The 16,806-nt window shown below is 62.9% G+C and carries 14 protein-coding genes; 7 read left to right on the top strand and 7 right to left on the bottom strand.

Translation table 11 applies throughout. The features are described 5' to 3' along the window. Positions 1-9 precede the first annotated feature (9 nt). The 6 genes from HX807_RS04945 to HX807_RS04970 all read right to left on the bottom strand — a co-directional run bounded on the left by HX807_RS04945 (position 10) and on the right by HX807_RS04970 (position 7,336). Positions 10-1,620, bottom strand: a complete 1,611-nt coding sequence (locus HX807_RS04945; RefSeq protein ID WP_008436054.1) for a 5-guanidino-2-oxopentanoate decarboxylase — start codon at positions 1,618-1,620, stop codon at positions 10-12. A gap of 11 nt (positions 1,621-1,631) precedes the next feature. Further along, positions 1,632-3,731 (bottom strand): acetate--CoA ligase family protein, encoded by a 2,100-nt coding sequence (locus HX807_RS04950; RefSeq protein ID WP_177049410.1) that lies wholly within the window; start codon positions 3,729-3,731, stop codon positions 1,632-1,634. Between the two features lie 18 nt (positions 3,732-3,749). Further along, entirely contained in the window at positions 3,750-4,910 is a 1,161-nt protein-coding gene (locus HX807_RS04955; protein ID WP_008436052.1) for an acyl-CoA dehydrogenase family protein, read from the bottom strand. Positions 4,911-4,951: 41 nt separating this feature from the next. Beyond that, positions 4,952-5,743 (bottom strand): enoyl-CoA hydratase/isomerase family protein, encoded by a 792-nt coding sequence (locus tag HX807_RS04960; protein WP_177049412.1) that lies wholly within the window; start codon positions 5,741-5,743, stop codon positions 4,952-4,954. A 154-nt stretch (positions 5,744-5,897) separates the two neighbouring features. After that, positions 5,898-6,536: a TetR family transcriptional regulator C-terminal domain-containing protein gene (locus HX807_RS04965; RefSeq protein ID WP_003208961.1), complete on the bottom strand. Its 639-nt coding sequence runs from the start codon at positions 6,534-6,536 to the stop codon at positions 5,898-5,900. Positions 6,537-6,577: 41 nt separating this feature from the next. After that, the gene (locus HX807_RS04970; RefSeq protein ID WP_003208963.1) at positions 6,578-7,336 is read right to left on the bottom strand and encodes a class II aldolase/adducin family protein; all 759 of its coding nucleotides are present in this window, start codon (positions 7,334-7,336) and stop codon (positions 6,578-6,580) included. Positions 7,337-7,467: 131 nt separating this feature from the next. Between HX807_RS04970 and HX807_RS04975 the strand changes: the two genes are divergently transcribed. The 7 genes from HX807_RS04975 to HX807_RS05005 all read left to right on the top strand — a co-directional run bounded on the left by HX807_RS04975 (position 7,468) and on the right by HX807_RS05005 (position 15,597). Continuing rightward, on the top strand, positions 7,468-9,423 hold the full coding sequence (locus HX807_RS04975; protein WP_177049414.1) for an FAD-dependent oxidoreductase: 1,956 nt from the start codon (positions 7,468-7,470) through the stop codon (positions 9,421-9,423). After that, positions 9,399-9,989 (top strand): cupin domain-containing protein, encoded by a 591-nt coding sequence (locus tag HX807_RS04980; RefSeq protein WP_177046345.1) that lies wholly within the window; start codon positions 9,399-9,401, stop codon positions 9,987-9,989. The genes HX807_RS04975 and HX807_RS04980 overlap by 25 nt, the downstream gene beginning before the upstream one ends. 122 nt (positions 9,990-10,111) lie before the next feature. Further along, on the top strand, positions 10,112-10,300 hold the full coding sequence (locus HX807_RS04985; RefSeq protein ID WP_003208968.1) for a hypothetical protein: 189 nt from the start codon (positions 10,112-10,114) through the stop codon (positions 10,298-10,300). A gap of 3 nt (positions 10,301-10,303) precedes the next feature. Beyond that, on the top strand, positions 10,304-11,131 hold the full coding sequence (locus HX807_RS04990; protein WP_177049416.1) for a hypothetical protein: 828 nt from the start codon (positions 10,304-10,306) through the stop codon (positions 11,129-11,131). A 181-nt stretch (positions 11,132-11,312) separates the two neighbouring features. Continuing rightward, the gene (locus tag HX807_RS04995; RefSeq protein ID WP_087694889.1) at positions 11,313-12,701 is read left to right on the top strand and encodes an amidase; all 1,389 of its coding nucleotides are present in this window, start codon (positions 11,313-11,315) and stop codon (positions 12,699-12,701) included. 95 nt (positions 12,702-12,796) lie between these two features. Beyond that, on the top strand, positions 12,797-14,149 hold the full coding sequence (locus HX807_RS05000; RefSeq protein WP_008436037.1) for a citrate-proton symporter: 1,353 nt from the start codon (positions 12,797-12,799) through the stop codon (positions 14,147-14,149). Between the two features lie 101 nt (positions 14,150-14,250). Further along, entirely contained in the window at positions 14,251-15,597 is a 1,347-nt protein-coding gene (locus HX807_RS05005; RefSeq protein ID WP_177049418.1) for an OprD family outer membrane porin, read from the top strand. A gap of 9 nt (positions 15,598-15,606) precedes the next feature. On the opposite strand, the gene HX807_RS05010 is transcribed toward HX807_RS05005, so the two are convergent. Next, positions 15,607-16,509, bottom strand: coding sequence for a LysR family transcriptional regulator (locus HX807_RS05010; RefSeq protein WP_003208975.1), 903 nt, complete (start codon positions 16,507-16,509; stop codon positions 15,607-15,609). Positions 16,510-16,806: the final 297 nt, after the last annotated feature.

The following is a 16,806-nucleotide window of genomic DNA, read 5'->3' on the forward strand; positions in this document are numbered from 1 at the left end:
GTTGCTCCTCTAAAGGTTCACACAGGCATGCTTCAACTCGATCAAGGTCACGCCGTTGCGCTTGAAACCGTTACGCAAATCCGTCTGCAGCTCATCCAGGTTCTGTGGCTCGCTGACCGTGCAGCCGAACGCCCGCGCCAGGGCGGCGAAGTCCGGGTTGCGCGGCAGTACGCCGATGGGTTCGATGTCCAGGTTCAACATGTCGTCGCGAATCTGCCCCAGGGCGTCGTTGTTCCAGAGCAACACCACCAGCGGGCTGTCCAGTTCTTCCACGGCCGTGGCCAGTTCCTGGGCGGTGTAGAGAAAGCCGCCGTCGCCCACCAGCACCAAGCCGGGCCGTTGCGGTGCGCCGAACTTGGCGCCGATACCGGCCGGCAGGCCATAGCCCAGGGTGCCGTAGCCGGTGGGATGCAGCCAACTGCGGGTGGCGTTGCTGGGAAAGGCGTAGTTGCCGGTGTAAGCCAGTTGGGTCATGTCGCTGCTGATGAAGGCATTGGCCGGCAACTCGGCGGCCACGCGGTCGAGAATCGCCTGGTGAATGCGTTGCAACGGACCATGGCCGCTGCTGACTGCCTGGCGTAACGTCGCGACCGCAGCGGTGGCGGCATCCGCGTTGCGCGGCGTGGCTGGCAAGCGTTCCAGCAAAGCCAGCGTCGTTTGCTGGGCATCACCGTGCAACGCGACGGCGCAAGGATAGAAATCGTTGAACTTGCGCGGGTCGATATCCACCCGCAGCAGCTCGCCATTAATCGGCAGGCGTTCACGCCAGAAGTCGGTATCGGCCATTTCGGTGCCGATGGCCAACACCACATCCGCCTCGGCGATGAGCTGCCAGCCGGGCTCGACACACAGGGTCGAACCGGCATTCAGCGGATGCTCCACCGGCAACAATCCCTTGCCGGCGACACTGCTGAAAAACGGCGCCGCCAACTGCGTACTCAAGCGCTGCAAGGCATCGGCCGCCAACAGTGCACCACCACCGGCAATGATCATCGGGCGCTTGGCCGCGGCCAGTTTTGCCACTGCCTGATCAAGGCTTTCAGCCGATGGCAAACCGCGTCCGGGACGGCGCACCACCTCATTGCTCCAGTCCCGTTTGATCGGCGCCGACAGTACATCCAGCGGCACCGAAATATGCACCGGGCGCGGTCGCTCACTGTCGAACACCGCGTAGGCCCGCGCGATCAACTCCGGCAAATCCTCGGCGCTCAACGCCACCGCTGAAAACGCAGTGATGGGCGCGGTCATCGCCCGCTGGTCCTGGGTTTCATGCAGGCAGCCCCAGCCTTTGCCGAGGCTGGCGGTGTGGTTGACGCTGGAAATCACCAGCAGCGGAATCGAGTCGGCATACGCCTGGCCGATCGCCGTCGCGGCGTTGGTCACCCCCGGCCCGGTGATGATGAAACACACCCCCGGCTTGCCGCTGACCCGCGCATAACCGTCGGCCATAAAGCCGGCGCCCTGCTCGTGGCGGGTCAGCACATGCCGAATACCGCTGCCCGGCAAGCCGCGATACAGCTCCAGCGTGTGCACTCCGGGAATCCCGAACACCGTGTCGACACCATAGTTGGCCAGCAATCGCACCAGGGCCTGGCCGCCCGTCAAGGTTTTGCTTTGCATTGTCATCTCCTTCACGCCTGGGCGAGACGGATCAATGCATCGACCGCCGTGGCGCCCCGGGCATTGACCAGCAATGGGTTTACATCAAGCTCCAGCAATTGCCCGGCGTTGGCGCAGGCGTAGTCGGCCACCGCACGAATCGCCGCCACCAGGGCTTCCATGTCGGCCACTTCGCGTCCGCGAAAGCCTTGCAGCAATGCGGCGCTGCGCAGGCTGAGCAAGGCGTTGCGGATTGCGTCGTCGGTGGTCGGCAACAGCAGGCTGCGGCTGTCCTTGAGCAACTCCACAAGGATTCCACCAGCGCCGATCACCAGCGCAAGGCCGAAGTCGTTTTCGCGCTTGATGCCCACAATCAGCTCGGCCAGCGGCGGCGTAGCCATGGACTCCAGCAGCAGCTGATCGAACGGCACATCCGGCGCATAAGCGGCGATTTGCTCGCGCATATGAGCCAGGGCAGCAGTCAAGGCGAAGCCGTCCTGCAGGTTGAGCGCCACGGCGCCAGCTTCGGTTTTATGCGGCAAGTCGGCACTGACGGCCTTGAGTACCAGCGGGTAACCCAGCACTTTGGCATCGGCTATGGCCCGCTCGGGAGTGCTCAAGACACCGGCTGGCGTGGTCAGGCCGAAAGCCCGTAAAGCCTGCTTGGAATCCCACTCATCAAGCGACTGTCCGTGTTGTTCAAGCGCTTGCGGGCACAGCGGCACCAGTATCGACTCACCCCGCGCCAACAACGCCCGGCGATTGTTTTGATAGTCAGCAATCCGGCCCCAGGCCGCCAGCGCATCTTCCACGCCTTGCAACGCGGCAACGCCCTGGGCATGCAGACGCTCGCGAGCGTGGGCCGGGAGCAATTCGGGAAATGCAGAGGTGACAAAGCCAGTCTTGCTGTGGCGAGTCAGCGCACTGCAAAACAGCTCCAGCAGCAGGTCGCACTCCTTGCGCTCACCGGTAAATTCCGCCGGGTAGTCGAGCACCAGCATTGCCGCATCCGCTTCGGTGCGCAGTGCCGTGTCGAGCATCGTATTAAGCGCGTCGCTGTTGCCCCAGATGGCCGTGGTGAAATCCAGCGGGTTGACCAGGTTGGCGTAGCTGGGCAGCACCTGCGCCAACTCTTCACGCTGGCCTTCGTCGAGCTTCGGCAGGCTCAAATCGTTGCGCTCGGCGTAGTCGGCAATCAACCCGGCATCACCACCGGAACAGGCCAGGGCGATCAGGCTGTTGCCCGCCGGCAGATTACCGCAGGCCGCCGCCTTCAGGGTCTCGACAAAACTCACCGGCCCGCTGACCCGGATCACACCCAGGCGCGCGAACAGACTGTCGTACAGCGCATCGGAACCCGACAACGAACTGGTATGACTCAAAGCCAACTCGGCGCCGATCTGTGACACCCCGGTTTTCAGGGCGATGATCGGAATGCCTTTTTCCAGGGCCTTGTGGGCCGCACGGGCGAACCCCGGCACATTCTTCAAGCCTTCCAGGTGCAAGCCAATCGCTGTAACGCGCGGCTCGTCGAGCAGCACGTCCATCAACTCGGCAACCCCCAGCTGCGCCTGGTTGCCCACCGATGCCATATAGGCCACCGGCAGCGAACGGTCGCTCATGGACAGGTTGTAGGCAAAGTTGCCGCTCTGGGTCAGCACCGCAACGCCCTTCTCGACCGGCTTGCCGCCATGGGCCACCGGCCACAACGCCGAGCTGTGCAGGTAATCCAGCAGGCCATAGCAATTGGGGCCCAGCAGTGCCATCTCGCCAGCGGCCTTGAGCAGTTGTTGCTGCAAGGCTTGGCCCTCGGCGCCGGTTTCGGCAAACCCGGAGGCGTAGCAGATGGCGCCACCGGTGCCAATGGCCGCCAGTTCGGCGACACAGGTCAGGGTCAGCTCGCGATTGGTAGCGATAAACACCGCATCCGGACCGCACGGCAAATCGGCCACGCGACGCACGCAGGGAACGCCATCGAGGCTGTCATGTTGCGGGTTGACCAGCCACATCTGGCCGGCAAAACCACCCTCGGCGCAGCGCTTGAGGGCACGGGCCATGCTGCGCCCACCGACAAACGCCAGGTGACGGGGCGCCAGCAGGCGCTTGAGATTGTCGCGAATAGCCTGGGACATAAGCGTTCTCCGACCCGATCAGCGCAACAGTGGCCGCAACAGTTCGCGGGCAATAATGTGGCGCTGGATTTCCGAAGTGCCTTCCCAGATCCGCTCGATCCGCGCGTTGCGCCAGATGCGCTCCACCGGGCCTTCGTCCATCAAACCCATGCCGCCATAGATCTGCACTGCTTCATCGGCAACCTTGCCCAGTACTTCGCTGGCAAACAACTTGGCCATGCCGGCCTCGCCGTCGGTCATGGTGCCCTGGTCCATTTTCCAGGCGGTGTTCAGGGTCAGCAGTTCGGCCGCACGGATTTGCGTGGCCATGTCGGCGAGCTTGAACGAGATGCCTTGGTAGGTGCCGATGGGCTGGCCGAACTGCTTGCGGTCGGCCGCCCATTGCAGGGAAACGTCCAGCGCACGCTGGGCCTGGCCGACGCAGTTGGCAGCCACCATCACCCGGCCTGCGGTCAGCCAGGCATTGGCGACTTCCCAACCTTTGCCGACTTCGCCGAGGACTTTGGAGGCTGGTACGCGGCAATCGTCGAAGAACATTTCATAAGTGTGGTAGCCGCGGTTGCTGACGCACTTGGGGCCCCGGCGAATGGTCATGCCTGGCGTGCCACGGTCCACCAGGAACGAGGTCACGGCATTGCGTTGGCGACCGTTGTGTTCGTAGGTGTCGGTAACGGCAAACACGATGGCGAAATCCGCGTGGCCGGCGTGGCTGATAAAGTGCTTGCTGCCGTTGAGCACAAAGTCATCACCGCTGCGCACGGCGCGAGTCTTGATCGCATTGGCGTCGGAACCGGCACCCGGTTCGGTCAGGGCAAAGCAGTCGATCTTCTTGCCCTGCACGCACGGCAACAGGTACTCGCCAATCTGCGCGCCGGTGCAGGCCATGAGGATTTTCGACGGCCGGGCGACAAACACATGCAGCGCCCAGGAGACTTTCGACAACTCACGCTCGATCAACGCCTGTGACAGGTAATCCAGGCCGCCACCGCCGACGTCTTCCGGCATGTTGAAGGCATAGAAACCGGCAGCGATGGCCTTGTCACGAATCTGCGCGGCAAGCTCCGGCGAAACTTCATCGGCGCGGTCCACCGCCTCCTCGTGGGGCAACAACTCCTTGGCAACAAAACTGCGTACCGCGTCCACCAACATGTCTTGTTCTTGGCTGGGCTGGAAATTCATGGCGCTACCTGTCGATCGTTCGAGGGTGTTTTGAAGGGGAATCAGTTGCCGGAGAAGTTCGGTGGGCGCTTTTCCATCGAGGCGCGCAGGGCTTCAGCACCGTCGGCGCTGCGTCCACACAGCAAACCGGCGGCGAGTTCCGCCTGGAGCTGCTCGGGCAGGCTGCTCCCGGCGCCTTCGCGGATCAGGGTTTTGGTCTGGGCAAACGCAAAGGTCGGGCCGTTGGCCAGACGCGTGGCCAGCTCGGCGACGTGGGTATGCAGTTGCTCGTCGGCAACGACTTCGCCCACCAGCCCGGCGGCCAGGGCGCGGTCGGCGCTCCACAATTCATCGAGGAACAGCAGGCGCTTGGCTTGCTCGCTGCCGATCAGGCGCGGCAGATGCCAGCTGGCGCCGGCGTCCGGCGAGTAGGCCATGCTGGTGTAGCCGGCCTTGAAGCGTGCCGATTGCGCGGCGACGCGCAGGTCGCAGCACAGGGTGAGGTCCATGCCGGCACCGACCGCCGTGCCGTTGATGGCGGCGAGGGTAGGTTTGTCGAGGGTGTGCAGGCGGGTCATCAGGGCGTGGGCGGTTTCGGTCCAGCCGTAGGTTTCGAGGGCGCCACGGGCTTCGGCATCGGCCCATTCGGCAAGGTCGGCACCGGCGCAGAAGCTGCGACCGCTGCCGGTCAGTACCACCACGCGCACAGCCGGGTCGCGGTTGAAACCGTCCAGCAAGGCATGCAGGTGCTTGAGGGTCGGGATGTCCAGGGCGTTGCGCTGGGGGCCGCGATTGAGGGTGATCCAGGCAACACCTGCCTGCACCTGAGTGAGCACGGACGGATCTGTAGTCATGGAATCCTCGAATTATTTTAATTGGCTTGAGGGGTGCGACATGGGGCGATACTAAACGAGTGTTCAGTAAGGAGGCAATCGGGTAACTGCAAATATTTTTCGAGGGGAAAATGCCGGCCCGGACATTGCGTCCAGGCGGCGCGGAATCGTCAGTTCAGGGTTTGATCTGGAAGCGCTTGCGCCCGCCCGACTGCAAGCCATCGACCCAGGCTTCGCAGATCTGGATGCCCTGCTCCGGGGTGAAGGTGCCGGGATTGAGCCCCGATTCCAGCCACAAGCCGTCGAGCAAGGCGCTCAAGGCGATGGCCGCCAAATCGGCATCGAACTGCTTCCAGCCCTCCTCCCCGGCCATGTCCACCAAGGCCGAACGCATGATGGTGCGGTACTCGCCATAGGAGTGTTCGTGGGCCTGGTTGATCGCCGGGGCCGTCTTGACCGCCCCCCAGAACACCAGCCAGGCATCCAGCAGTTGCGGGTCGAGCAATTCGGGGGAGAACGAGCCGCGGAAGAACGCCGACAGCCGCTCCCGCGGACTGGGCGGCGCCTTGGCCATCGCATCCCGCAGCAGGTCCATCACCTGCCGGGTGATTGACCGATAGGCCTCGGCCACCAGCTCATCCTTGCCCGAATAGTGGTGACTGATCAGCCCCACCGACACCCCGGCCTCGGCGCTGATCTTGCGGATCGACGCGCCCTGGAAGCCGTCGCGCTTGAGGCAGGCCAACGTCGCCTGCACCAGATTGGCCTTGCGCAACTCCGGTTCCATGCGGGAGAAACGGGATTCCTGGGTCATGAGGCGGTGTCCTTGGGTTGAGTCGGCTGGACGACTCTACCTCACTCCCGGAACCCCGGCGACACCCGATCCAGTAACCGCAGCAATGCCGCCCATGCCAGTTGCATGGCGTCCGGGTCTGCCAGTTCGCCCTCTTCCAGTGGCCGGCCTGGCTCATTGAACTGCCGCTCGGTGTATTCACACACGTGCGCAGGCGGCAGGATCAGCTTGCCGCACGCCTGGGCGGCGATCTGGATATCGCAGGCCTTCTCCAGGTAATACATGCGCAGGAACGCCTGGCTGACCGTCTCCCCTACCGTCAACAAACCATGGTTGCGCAGCATCAACACCGGCTTGTCGCCGAGGTCGCGCACCAGTCGCTGTTGCTCGTCCATGTCCAGCGCCACGCCTTCGTAGTCGTGGTAGGCGACCTTGCCGTAGAACTCCATGGAAATCTGGTTCACCGGCAACAGCCCGCATTCCAGGGCCGCCACCGCACAGCCGGCGCGGGTGTGGGTGTGCAGCACGCACTGCGCATCTTCGCGGGCGCCGTGAATCGCGCTGTGAATCACAAACCCCGCCGGGTTGACGCCATGGGCCGAAGCCTCGACCGCACGTCCGTCCAGGCCGATCTTCACCAGGCTGGAGGCGGTGATCTCCTCGAACATCAGCCCATAGGGGTTGATCAAAAAGTGATGCTCGGGCCCCGGGATACGCACCGAGATATGGGTGAAAATCAAATCGCTCATGCGAAAGTGCGCGATCAGCCGGTAGCAGGCGGCAAGCTCTTCGCGCAGCTGTTGTTCGGTGGCCCCAGGCATTTTTATTCTCCAGGCGGGTGGGTGATGTGGCTGACGCTAATCCAGTCGCCAGTAAAAAAACAAGTTGATTTTTTACTGAGGCTGACCTCCTATAGAAAAATAATAACAACAGCGCCTGGAGTATCCGCACCATGTCGCCCCATGCCTTTCCGCATCTTTTTGAACCGCTGGTACTGCGCGGCAAACGCCTGAAAAATCGCATCATGTCCAGCGGGCACGACACCTCGATGCCCACCGACAACCAGGTCAACGAGCAGTTGATCGCCTACCACCGGGCACGCGCCGAAGGCGGCGTGGGGCTGATTGTGTTGCAGGTGGCCGGGGTGCACGACAGCGCCCGCTACACCTCCCATGTGCTGATGGCCACCGATGACAGCTGCATCGACGGCTATCGCCGACTGGCCGAAACCTGCCACGCCCACGGCACCGTGGTGCTGTCGCAGATTTTCCATCCGGGGCGGGAAATCATGGAGTCGGCGGATGGCTTGCTGGCGGTGGCTTACTCGGCTTCCGGGGTGCCCAACGAACGCTTCCGGGTGATGCCGCGCGCCCTTGACCAGACAATGATCGACGAGATCGTCGCCGGCTACGGCGCTGCGGCAAGGCGCCTGTATCAGGCCGGGATTGACGGTGTGGAAGTGGTCGCCAGCCATGGTTACCTGCCCGCGCAATTTCTCAACCCGCGGGTGAATCGCCGCACCGACGGCTACAACGGCGAGCTGGAACAACGCCTGCGTTTCCTGCGGGAAATCATCGCCACGGTGCGTGCCGAAACCGACGAGCACTTCATCATCGGCCTGCGCATTTCTGCCGATGAACGCGACCCCGAAGGCCTGACCGAAGAGGATTCCCTGGCCGCCGTGCAACAGCTGCAATCACACCTGGATTACGTGCACATCGTTGCCGGCACCTCGGCCTCCCTCGGCGGCGCGATCCATATCGTGCCGCCCATGGCCATTGCCCCGGCGTACCTGGCGACAGAAGCGGCGACGTTCAAGACGCACCTGTCGATTCCGCTGTTCGTCACCGGGCGCATCAACCAGCCCCAGGAGGCCGAACTGATGCTGCAACGCGGCCAGGCCGATGTGTGCGGGATGACCCGCGCGCTGATCTGCGACCCGCGCATGCCGGCCAAGACCTCAAGCGGCCATGCCGAGGATGTACGCGCCTGCATCGCCTGCAATCAGGCGTGCATCGGCCACTTCCACAAAGGCCTGCCGATCTCCTGCATCCAGCATCCCGAGACCGGCCGCGAATTGCAGTTTGGCCAACTGCAACCGGCACTGCGACGCCAGCGGATCATGGTCGCCGGTGGCGGCCCGGCAGGGATGAAAGCGGCAGCGGTGGCGGCGCAGCGCGGACATGAGGTGACCTTGTATGAGGCCAGTGCCCAATTGGGCGGCCAGGTGCTTCTGGCGCAGTTACTGCCCCGACGCAGCGAGTTCGGCGGCGCCAGTACCAACCTGCAGCGCGAGATGGAACTGGCCGGGGTCCGCGTGGTACGCAACACCCGCGTCGACCGCCCATTGGTGGAACGCGAACAACCTGACCGGGTGATCATCGCCACCGGCGCCGAGCCCTACTGGCCGGCCTTCGAACGCGGCGGCGAGCTACAGGTGGTGGATGCCTGGCAAGTGCTGCGCGATGAGGTGCAACTGGGCCGTTCGGTGGTCGTGGTGGACTGGCGTTGCGACTGGATCGGCCCGGGCATTGCCGAGCGCCTCACCCGTGCCGGCCATCAGGTGCAACTGGCGGTGAACGGCACCCATTGCGGGGAAAACCTGCCGTTGTACGTGCGTGACCAACTGGCCGGCGAACTGCATCGGCTGGGCATTCCGATCATCCCTTACGCCCGTTTGTACGGCTGCGACGACACTACCGTCTACCTGCAACACACCGCCAGCGGCGAGCCGATGCTGCTGGAAAATATCGACACCCTGGTGTTGTGCCAGGGCCACCAGCCGGTGGACACTCTGGGCGCAGAACTGGAAGGCCTGGTGGCGTTCACGCGGATCGGCGATTGCCTGGCGCCGCGTACCGCCGAAGAGGCGATTTATGAAGGATTGAAAGTAGCGTGGGACATTTGAACGACCAACCGCCACAGCTGTTTCTCGGCACCCGCATCCGCGGCTTGCGCAAGGCCCGGGGCATGACGCTTACCGAATTGGCGCAGATGAGCGAATTGACGGCCGGCTATATCAGCCAACTGGAACGCAACCTCGCCTACCCGTCGATCCCGGCCTTGTTCAACATCGCCCGCAGCCTGGGGGTGACGATCCAGTGGTTTTTTGCCAGTGAGACCACGCCGGCAGCGGAGGATGAAGGTTTTGTGGTGCGCAGGAACAATCGCCAGAGCATTCACTATGAGGACGGGATCGTCGACCAGTTGCTGACGCCCCTGCCCAATCATCAATTGGAGATGCTGCACTCGCGCTTTCCACCGGGCACCTATAGCCAGCAGAGCTATAGCCATGAGGGTGAAGAGGCGGGTTATGTGTTGAGCGGAACGTTTGAGTTATGGGTGGGCGAGCGGCATTTTCAGCTGGCTGAAGGGGACAGTTTCAGCTTCTCCAGCAGTGAGCCCCATCGGTATGGCAACCCCGGGAAGGTGGATGCGGTGGTGATTTGGGTGATTACACCGCCGACGTTTTAGACCGTTGGGGCAACTAAGGACGTTTCCTACGATACGCGGGGAGTTCTGGATGGGGGCCATCAGTAGTCGGTAAAAACGGCTCTTGCTATAAAACCGACTACTTTTTTATGAGGGTGCCGGTCATGTTTGAGTCGTTTGCGTGGTTCAAGAAACCCACTGAGGAAGATCTGGAAAATATCAGGGCTATCAAGCGGTACAAAACCATGAGGATAGTGGGTGAGTGGGGTATTTCTGTCGACCCGGCGGAAATCGCCAACTCACCCGAGTTCAAGGAACACAAGCGCAAGATACGTGAACTGATATTCAAATAACCCATGGGGCTACTACTGATACTGCCGTTATTGGTGAGTGGCTATTTGGTGTGTTTGAAACACCCCGGCCATTACTGCCGCCTCCACCGCTTTGAGGGCCAGTTACTCTATCTACAGGTCGCAAGATTAGGCTGGACCTGCCTCGTACTGTCGTTCGTACTGACCACTTTGATTCTTTGCCTGTCCAAACAGCCGCTGCAACTGGCTGGCCAGACAATCCCCATTGATTACAGTGCTTATCTGGGCAAGCTGCTGATAGAGCTGGATATTGCCACCGAGAGAAATCATGGCCTCTGGGTATTTTTGCTCCAGGTCGGCCTGACAGCCATGATCATTCCCTACTGCTGGGGGCGATTATTTGTGCGTTGGCGTCGACGAAGACTGCAACTTGCTTCAGAGGAGGAACTGAACCAGCAATTGATGCTCGAGCTTCTAACGGGGCGCCCCCTCAGGACCCTGCTCAGGGAATCCATTGCGCGCGGCTCTCAATGCATGTTCACGCTGAACGATCGGAATGTTTATGTGGGCGTTGTTTCATCCATCTGCGAGCCGAATGAGTCCGAAGGTATAGATCACGCCTTCAGTCTGATTCCGACCTGCAGCGGCTATCGCGACAAGGACACCTTGGAAATCATCCTCGATACTGAATACCCGGATGCGTCAGACGCTATTTCCATCATGCTGCTCCAGGAAGCGGTGGTATCAGCCACCCGCTTTGACCCTGCGACGTGGATGTCTTTCCAATCCCGCATACGGGCAAAACCCCAGCCTATCCGGAGCTATCGTCGTGAGTCGGCACGCAGGAAAAAGACGCCAGGTGCCTGTGCCTGAGGTCCTCCCGCCAAACAGTAAACCTTCCAGCCATTCCCACATCTACCCGCCGGTTTCAGTGCACACAAAAACGCAACACTGAACTGCATCGATTGTGATGGCCGCTTCACACCGGGGTTTATATAGTCGTTCCTACTGCAACCCGCCATGAGCCAGCCGGCCCATCACAAGGAAGCGTTCGATGACTGACCTGCATACCCTTACGGCCGCCGAACTGTTGGCGCAATTTGCCAGCCGGCAACTCGCGCCCATCGACTACTACGACCAACTCCTGGCCCACATCGACCGCTGGGAGCCGCAGATCAACGCGCTCTATGCCTTCGACCCGCAACAGGTGCGCCAGCAGGCCCAGGCCTCCACCGAGCGCTGGAACAAGGGCCAACCCAACGGCGCCCTTGATGGCGTACCGGTGACTCTCAAGGAATTGATCGCCACCGAAGGCGTGCCCATTCCCCTCGGCAGCGCGGCCACCCGCCTGACCCCGGCCCTCAGGGACGCACCGCCCGCAGCCCGCATGCGTGAAGCGGGCGCGATAATCCTGGCCAAGACCACCAACCCGGACTTCGGCATGCTGTCTTCCGGCCTGTCGAGCTTCCACGGCATCACCCGCAACCCGTGGAACACCGCCAACAACACCGGCGGTTCCAGCTCCGGTGCCGCCGCAGCGGCCGCCGCCGGTTACGGCCCGCTGCACGTGGGCACCGACATCGGTGGCTCGGTGCGCCTGCCCGCCGCCTGGTGCGGCCTGGTGGGATTCAAGCCGACCCTGGGCCGCATCCCCATCGACCCGTACTACACCGGCCGCGCCGCCGGGCCCATGACCCGCACCGTCGACGACTGCGTGCTGTTGATGCAACACCTGGCCCGCCCCGATGCCCGCGATGCCACCAGCCTGCCGCCGCTCACCACCCAGTGGAGTAACCAGCCGCTCTCGGTCAAGGGCCTGCGCGTCGGCCTGATGCTTGAACCCGGCGCAGGCATGCAGCCTGAAGGCTTCGTCTGTGAAGCCGTGGAGCAAGCCGCGCGGCTGTTCGAAGCCCACGGCGCCAAGGTCACGCTGATCCCGCCAATCATGGACCGCGCACAACTCGATGGCCTCGACCATTTCTGGCGCGCCCGCCAGTGGGGCGATTTGTCGGCCCTGAGCAGCGAGCAGTTCGACAAGGTCTTGCCGTACATCCGCGACTGGGCCGCGCCGGGCGCCGAGATCAGCGGCGTACAAGCCGTAAAGGGTTTCAACCAGACCTTTGAAATGCGCCGCCGCGCCGCGCAGGTGTTCACCGAACTCGACCTGGTGCTGTCCCCCACCAACCAGGTCAATGCGTTCCCGGCCGAGTGGCCATCACCGAGCAACAACCCGCAACTGCCGTTCGAACACATCGTGTTCACGGTGCCGTGGAACATGGGCGAGCAACCGGCGTTGTCGATCAACTGCGGTTTCGCCGCCGATGGCATGCCCATCGGCCTGCAGATGATCGCCCCGCGTTTTGCCGATCAATGGCTGCTGCAAATCGCTAAAACCTACGAGAGCTGGCGTGGCGCAATCCACCACTGGCCGAATCCTTCCTGACTTTTGACGCTGTAAGAACTGCCCACCCACACGCCAGCTCCGGGCCCTCTTGGCCTGGAGCTCGGACGACCTATAACTAAAATCGAGGGGCTGGTATGCACACTGAGCAATTGACACGATCCGATCCTGATCACGCACCCGAAACACCGTCCCCGGACGCCGGCAAAAAGAGCATCTTCGCCGTGGTCCTGGGCAACGCCGTGGAGTTTTTCGACTTTGGTGTGTACGCAACCTTTGCGGTGATGATCGGCCACACGTTCTTCCCGTCCGACAGCGCTTTCGTCAGCCTGATGCTGTCGGTCACGGCGTTCGGTATCGGCTTTATCGTCCGGCCCCTGGGCGCAGTACTGATCGGCGCCTACGCCGACCGCGTCGGGCGCAAACCGGCGATGCTGTTGACCCTGGTGATGATGGCCGTGGGCACCGGCAGCATCGCGATATTGCCCGGTTACGAGACCATCGGTATCGCGGCGCCGATCCTGCTGGTGCTCACCCGCATGATCCAGGGCCTGGCCTGGGGCGGTGAAGCCGGCCCCGCCACCACCTACATCCTCGAAGCGGCGCCACCCCACAAACGCGGGACCTACGCCTGCTGGCAAGTAGTCGCCCAGGGCGTCGCAGCCATGGTGGCCGGGCTGGTAGGGTTCACCCTGACCAAGGTCATGTCCCCGGAAGACCTCAACAGCTGGGGCTGGCGCGTGCCGTTCGTGTTCGGCCTGCTGGTGTTGCCGATTGGCATCTACATCCGCCGCAACCTCGCCGAAACCTTCCACGGCCACGGCGAGCAGACCAGCACCGGCGACCTGGTGCGAGAAGTCTGCGGCAAGCACCGGCGCGCACTGGTGCTGGGGTTGCTGATCCTTTCCGGCAGCACCATCACCCAGTACTTCCTCAACTACATGACCACCTTCGCCCTCACCGAACTGAAGCTGCCCACCAGCATCTCGATGCTCTCGACCCTGGTGGCCGGCGCAGCGATGGCCGTGTGCGCGGTGGCCGGCGGCATGCTCTGCGACCGCTTCGGGCGCCGTACGATCCTGATGACACCGCGGGTGGTGTTGCTGTTGATTTTGTTCCCGGCCCTGCAACTGATGACCGAGCACCCAAGCCCGGCGACCTTCCTGCTGACCCTGGCGGTACTCTCGGGCCTGCACGGCATGAGTGGCGCGGCGCTGATCGTGTTGCTGGTGGAAAGCTTCCCGAAATCCGTGCGCTCCACCGGTTTCTCCATCGTCTACGCCTTCGGTGTGGCAGCGTTCGGCGGCACCGCGCAGATCATCATCACCTGGTTGATCGGCACCACCGGCGACCCGATGTCGCCGGTCTGGTACCTGCTGATCGCCAACCTGGTGTGCCTCACCGCCGCCTGGTTCGCCAAGGAAACCCGTCCGCCGCTGCCCGGCAGCCCGGCCCGCGAAACCCGGCTCACAGAAGCTTCGGTTCGCTGAATACCTTTTCCCACTGTCCCGCGTCTTTTCGCCACCGACCGGCAGCACCTGAAGGCCTGCCGGGACGGTCGCCTTACGTCTGATTTGTATGGGGATTTACCATGTATCCACGTCTTTTGCTGGCCGTCACCCTGGCGTCCAGCACCCAGGCTTTCGCCCAGGAAAACGCCCAGGCCAGCGCACCGGGCTTTCTCGAAGGCAGCACCCTGGACCTGAACCTGCGTCACTACTATTCCAACCAGCACACCAAACGCACCACCCACTTGAGCATCAAGAAAGCCGGCGGCGTCGAGCCCACGCGTGTACGGGAAACCTGGGTGCAGACCAGCATGCTCAAGTACAGCTCCGGCTACACCCAGGGCCTGGTTGGCGTGGGCGTGGATGCGGGGATCTTCAGCGCGGTCAACCTGGAGCGCGGGCACGGCAAGGTGGCCAATGGCGGCGACCGGGTGCTGGTGGACGGCGACGGCGATGCGATTCCCACCTGGAGCCGCCTGGGGGTGGGCGACGTGCGTTTTCGCCTGTCGAGCACCGAGATCAAGGCGGGTCGGCTGATGACCGACAATCCGATCCTGCGTTACAAGGACAACCGCGCCCTGCCCTCCAGCTTCCAGGGCGTGGGCTTGTTCAGCAACGAATTCGACTGGCTGTCGGTGCAGGGCGGCAGCTTCGAGCGGGCGATTCCACGCACCGGCACCGGCGCCGAAAAGCTCACCACCACCTTCGGCAACCGCGCCTACAGCGGCGCACGCATCAGCTACCTGGGAGCCACGGTAAAACCGGGTTACGGGCTGGAAGCCAGCGTCTACGCGTCGCGTTTCGAAGACATGTGGGACCAGACCTACGTCGGCCTGACCCACCGCATCGGTGACAAAAGCGACATCGCCTTGAAGACCGCCTTCAACTACTACCACACCAGCGACTCGGGCGACAAAAACCTCGGCTACATCGACAATAACGCCGCCAGCCTGGCCTTCACTGCCACGCACCTGGCCCACAGCCTGACCCTGGCCTGGCAGCAGGTATTCGGCAACGAATACTTCGACTACGTGTGGGAGTCCACCGGCAACTACATGGCCAACTCGCTGTACTCGGACTACAACGGCCCCAACGAAAAGTCCTGGCAGTTGCGCTACGACCTGGACTTCGCCGCCTACGGTGTGCCCGGCCTCACCGCCAGCCTGTGGCACGCCAAGGGTTGGGACATCGACGGCACCCATTACGATGGCGACCGCAACGGCCACAACACCGGCTACAACGTGCGCAGCCTGGATGGCGCCAAGCACAACGAAAACGGCTTGATGCTGGCCTATGTGATTCAGTCCGGAACACTCAAGAACACCGTACTGCGCACCATCGTCTACAACCATCGCGCCAGCGGCGGGCAGATTGACGGCAGCTACGATGAGTTCCGCCTCGTCGCCAATGTGCCGATCAACATCTTCTGAGGCTCAGGCTCAGTTCAGCGAACAACGCTGCATCGCCCCCGCCAGCATTTCCTGGCACTTGAGCACCGCCACCGAGCGGGGGCGGTTGCGGTACACGCAGAGGTCGATGCGGATGCGGCCGAGGTCTTCATCGGCGATCGGCACGGCGACCAGGCCGTCGCCCAGGTCCCGCACGTCTGCCTCGACCTGGGGCAAAATCAGCACCGCTGCCCGTTGCCGGGCCAGGCTCTTCTGCACTTCCAGGGAGCTGGTGGTGAACACCGGTTCGAGGGTGACGCCGCGTTTTTTTGCCGCCACTTCCAGGGCCTGGCGCACGCCGTAGGCCGAGTCGGGAATCGCCAGGGGCTGGCCTTGCAGTTCGCTCAATTCGATGCTGTCGCGCTGGGCGAAGGGGTGTTCGGCGCTGACCAGCACCCGGTGCCATAACTGGCAGTGGGCGGTGACTTCGACGTCGGCGCGCTCTTGCAGGTAGAACGCCAGGCCCAGGTCCGCCTCGCCGCTGCACAGGGCGTCGAGGGTGGCCGAGGCGCTGGCGATCACGATGTTGAAGGTGACCTTGGGGTGGGCGCGGTAGAAGGTGGCGAGCACCGGGGCGAGCACGGTGGAAACGATACTTTCTGACACATGGATGCTGATGTTACCGGCCACCTGGCTTTGGCGGCTGGCGATGACTTCGCGTACCTGGTCGAGGCCGCGCAGGGTTGAGGTGACTTGTTCGGCCAGGCATTCGCCCTCGGCGGTGAGGCGGATGCCGCGGGGGCCGCGTTCAATCAGGGCGGCGCCGAAGAAGTGCTCCAGGTGTTCGATCTGGCGGCTGACGGCGGTGGGGGTGACGTAAAGACGTTCGGCGGCCTTACGCAGGGAGGCGCAGCGGGCGACCTCGTGGAAATATCGCAAGGCGCGTAGTTGCATGGGGGGTGCTCCTTTTTTGGGGGGGTGGATTGGGGAGGACGCAATTACTGCGCCATGCGGGTGTACATATCCGTTTCTTCGGTCACGGCGTCCTGTCGGTTTACCCGCTCTGCACTACCCGCGTTCGCTCAGATCAAGATCAAAAGCAGATCTGCTTTTCTGTGGGAGCTGGCTTGCCTGCGATGCAGACACCTCGGTGCATCAGGTACACCCAGTTGATGCCATCGCAGGCAAGCCAGCTCCCACATTTGACCGTGCCCGCTTTAGCTTTTGATTTTGCTTTTAAACACTCAAGCC

The organism is Pseudomonas sp. D8002, from assembly GCF_013385695.1.
Lineage (GTDB): Bacteria > Pseudomonadota > Gammaproteobacteria > Pseudomonadales > Pseudomonadaceae > Aquipseudomonas.

Coding starts and splice junctions, on each gene's coding strand:
- HX807_RS04955 (WP_008436052.1), bottom strand. CDS start 4,910: ATGAATTTCCAGCCCAGCCAAGAACAAGACATGTTGGTGGACGCGGTA.
- HX807_RS04995 (WP_087694889.1), top strand. CDS start 11,313: ATGACTGACCTGCATACCCTTACGGCCGCCGAACTGTTGGCGCAATTT.
- HX807_RS04970 (WP_003208963.1), bottom strand. CDS start 7,336: ATGCCTGGGGCCACCGAACAACAGCTGCGCGAAGAGCTTGCCGCCTGC.
- HX807_RS05005 (WP_177049418.1), top strand. CDS start 14,251: ATGTATCCACGTCTTTTGCTGGCCGTCACCCTGGCGTCCAGCACCCAG.
- HX807_RS05000 (WP_008436037.1), top strand. CDS start 12,797: ATGCACACTGAGCAATTGACACGATCCGATCCTGATCACGCACCCGAA.
- HX807_RS05010 (WP_003208975.1), bottom strand. CDS start 16,509: ATGCAACTACGCGCCTTGCGATATTTCCACGAGGTCGCCCGCTGCGCC.
- HX807_RS04965 (WP_003208961.1), bottom strand. CDS start 6,536: ATGACCCAGGAATCCCGTTTCTCCCGCATGGAACCGGAGTTGCGCAAG.
- HX807_RS04950 (WP_177049410.1), bottom strand. CDS start 3,731: ATGTCCCAGGCTATTCGCGACAATCTCAAGCGCCTGCTGGCGCCCCGT.
- HX807_RS04990 (WP_177049416.1), top strand. CDS start 10,304: ATGGGGCTACTACTGATACTGCCGTTATTGGTGAGTGGCTATTTGGTG.
- HX807_RS04975 (WP_177049414.1), top strand. CDS start 7,468: ATGTCGCCCCATGCCTTTCCGCATCTTTTTGAACCGCTGGTACTGCGC.
- HX807_RS04985 (WP_003208968.1), top strand. CDS start 10,112: ATGTTTGAGTCGTTTGCGTGGTTCAAGAAACCCACTGAGGAAGATCTG.
- HX807_RS04945 (WP_008436054.1), bottom strand. CDS start 1,620: ATGCAAAGCAAAACCTTGACGGGCGGCCAGGCCCTGGTGCGATTGCTG.
- HX807_RS04960 (WP_177049412.1), bottom strand. CDS start 5,743: ATGACTACAGATCCGTCCGTGCTCACTCAGGTGCAGGCAGGTGTTGCC.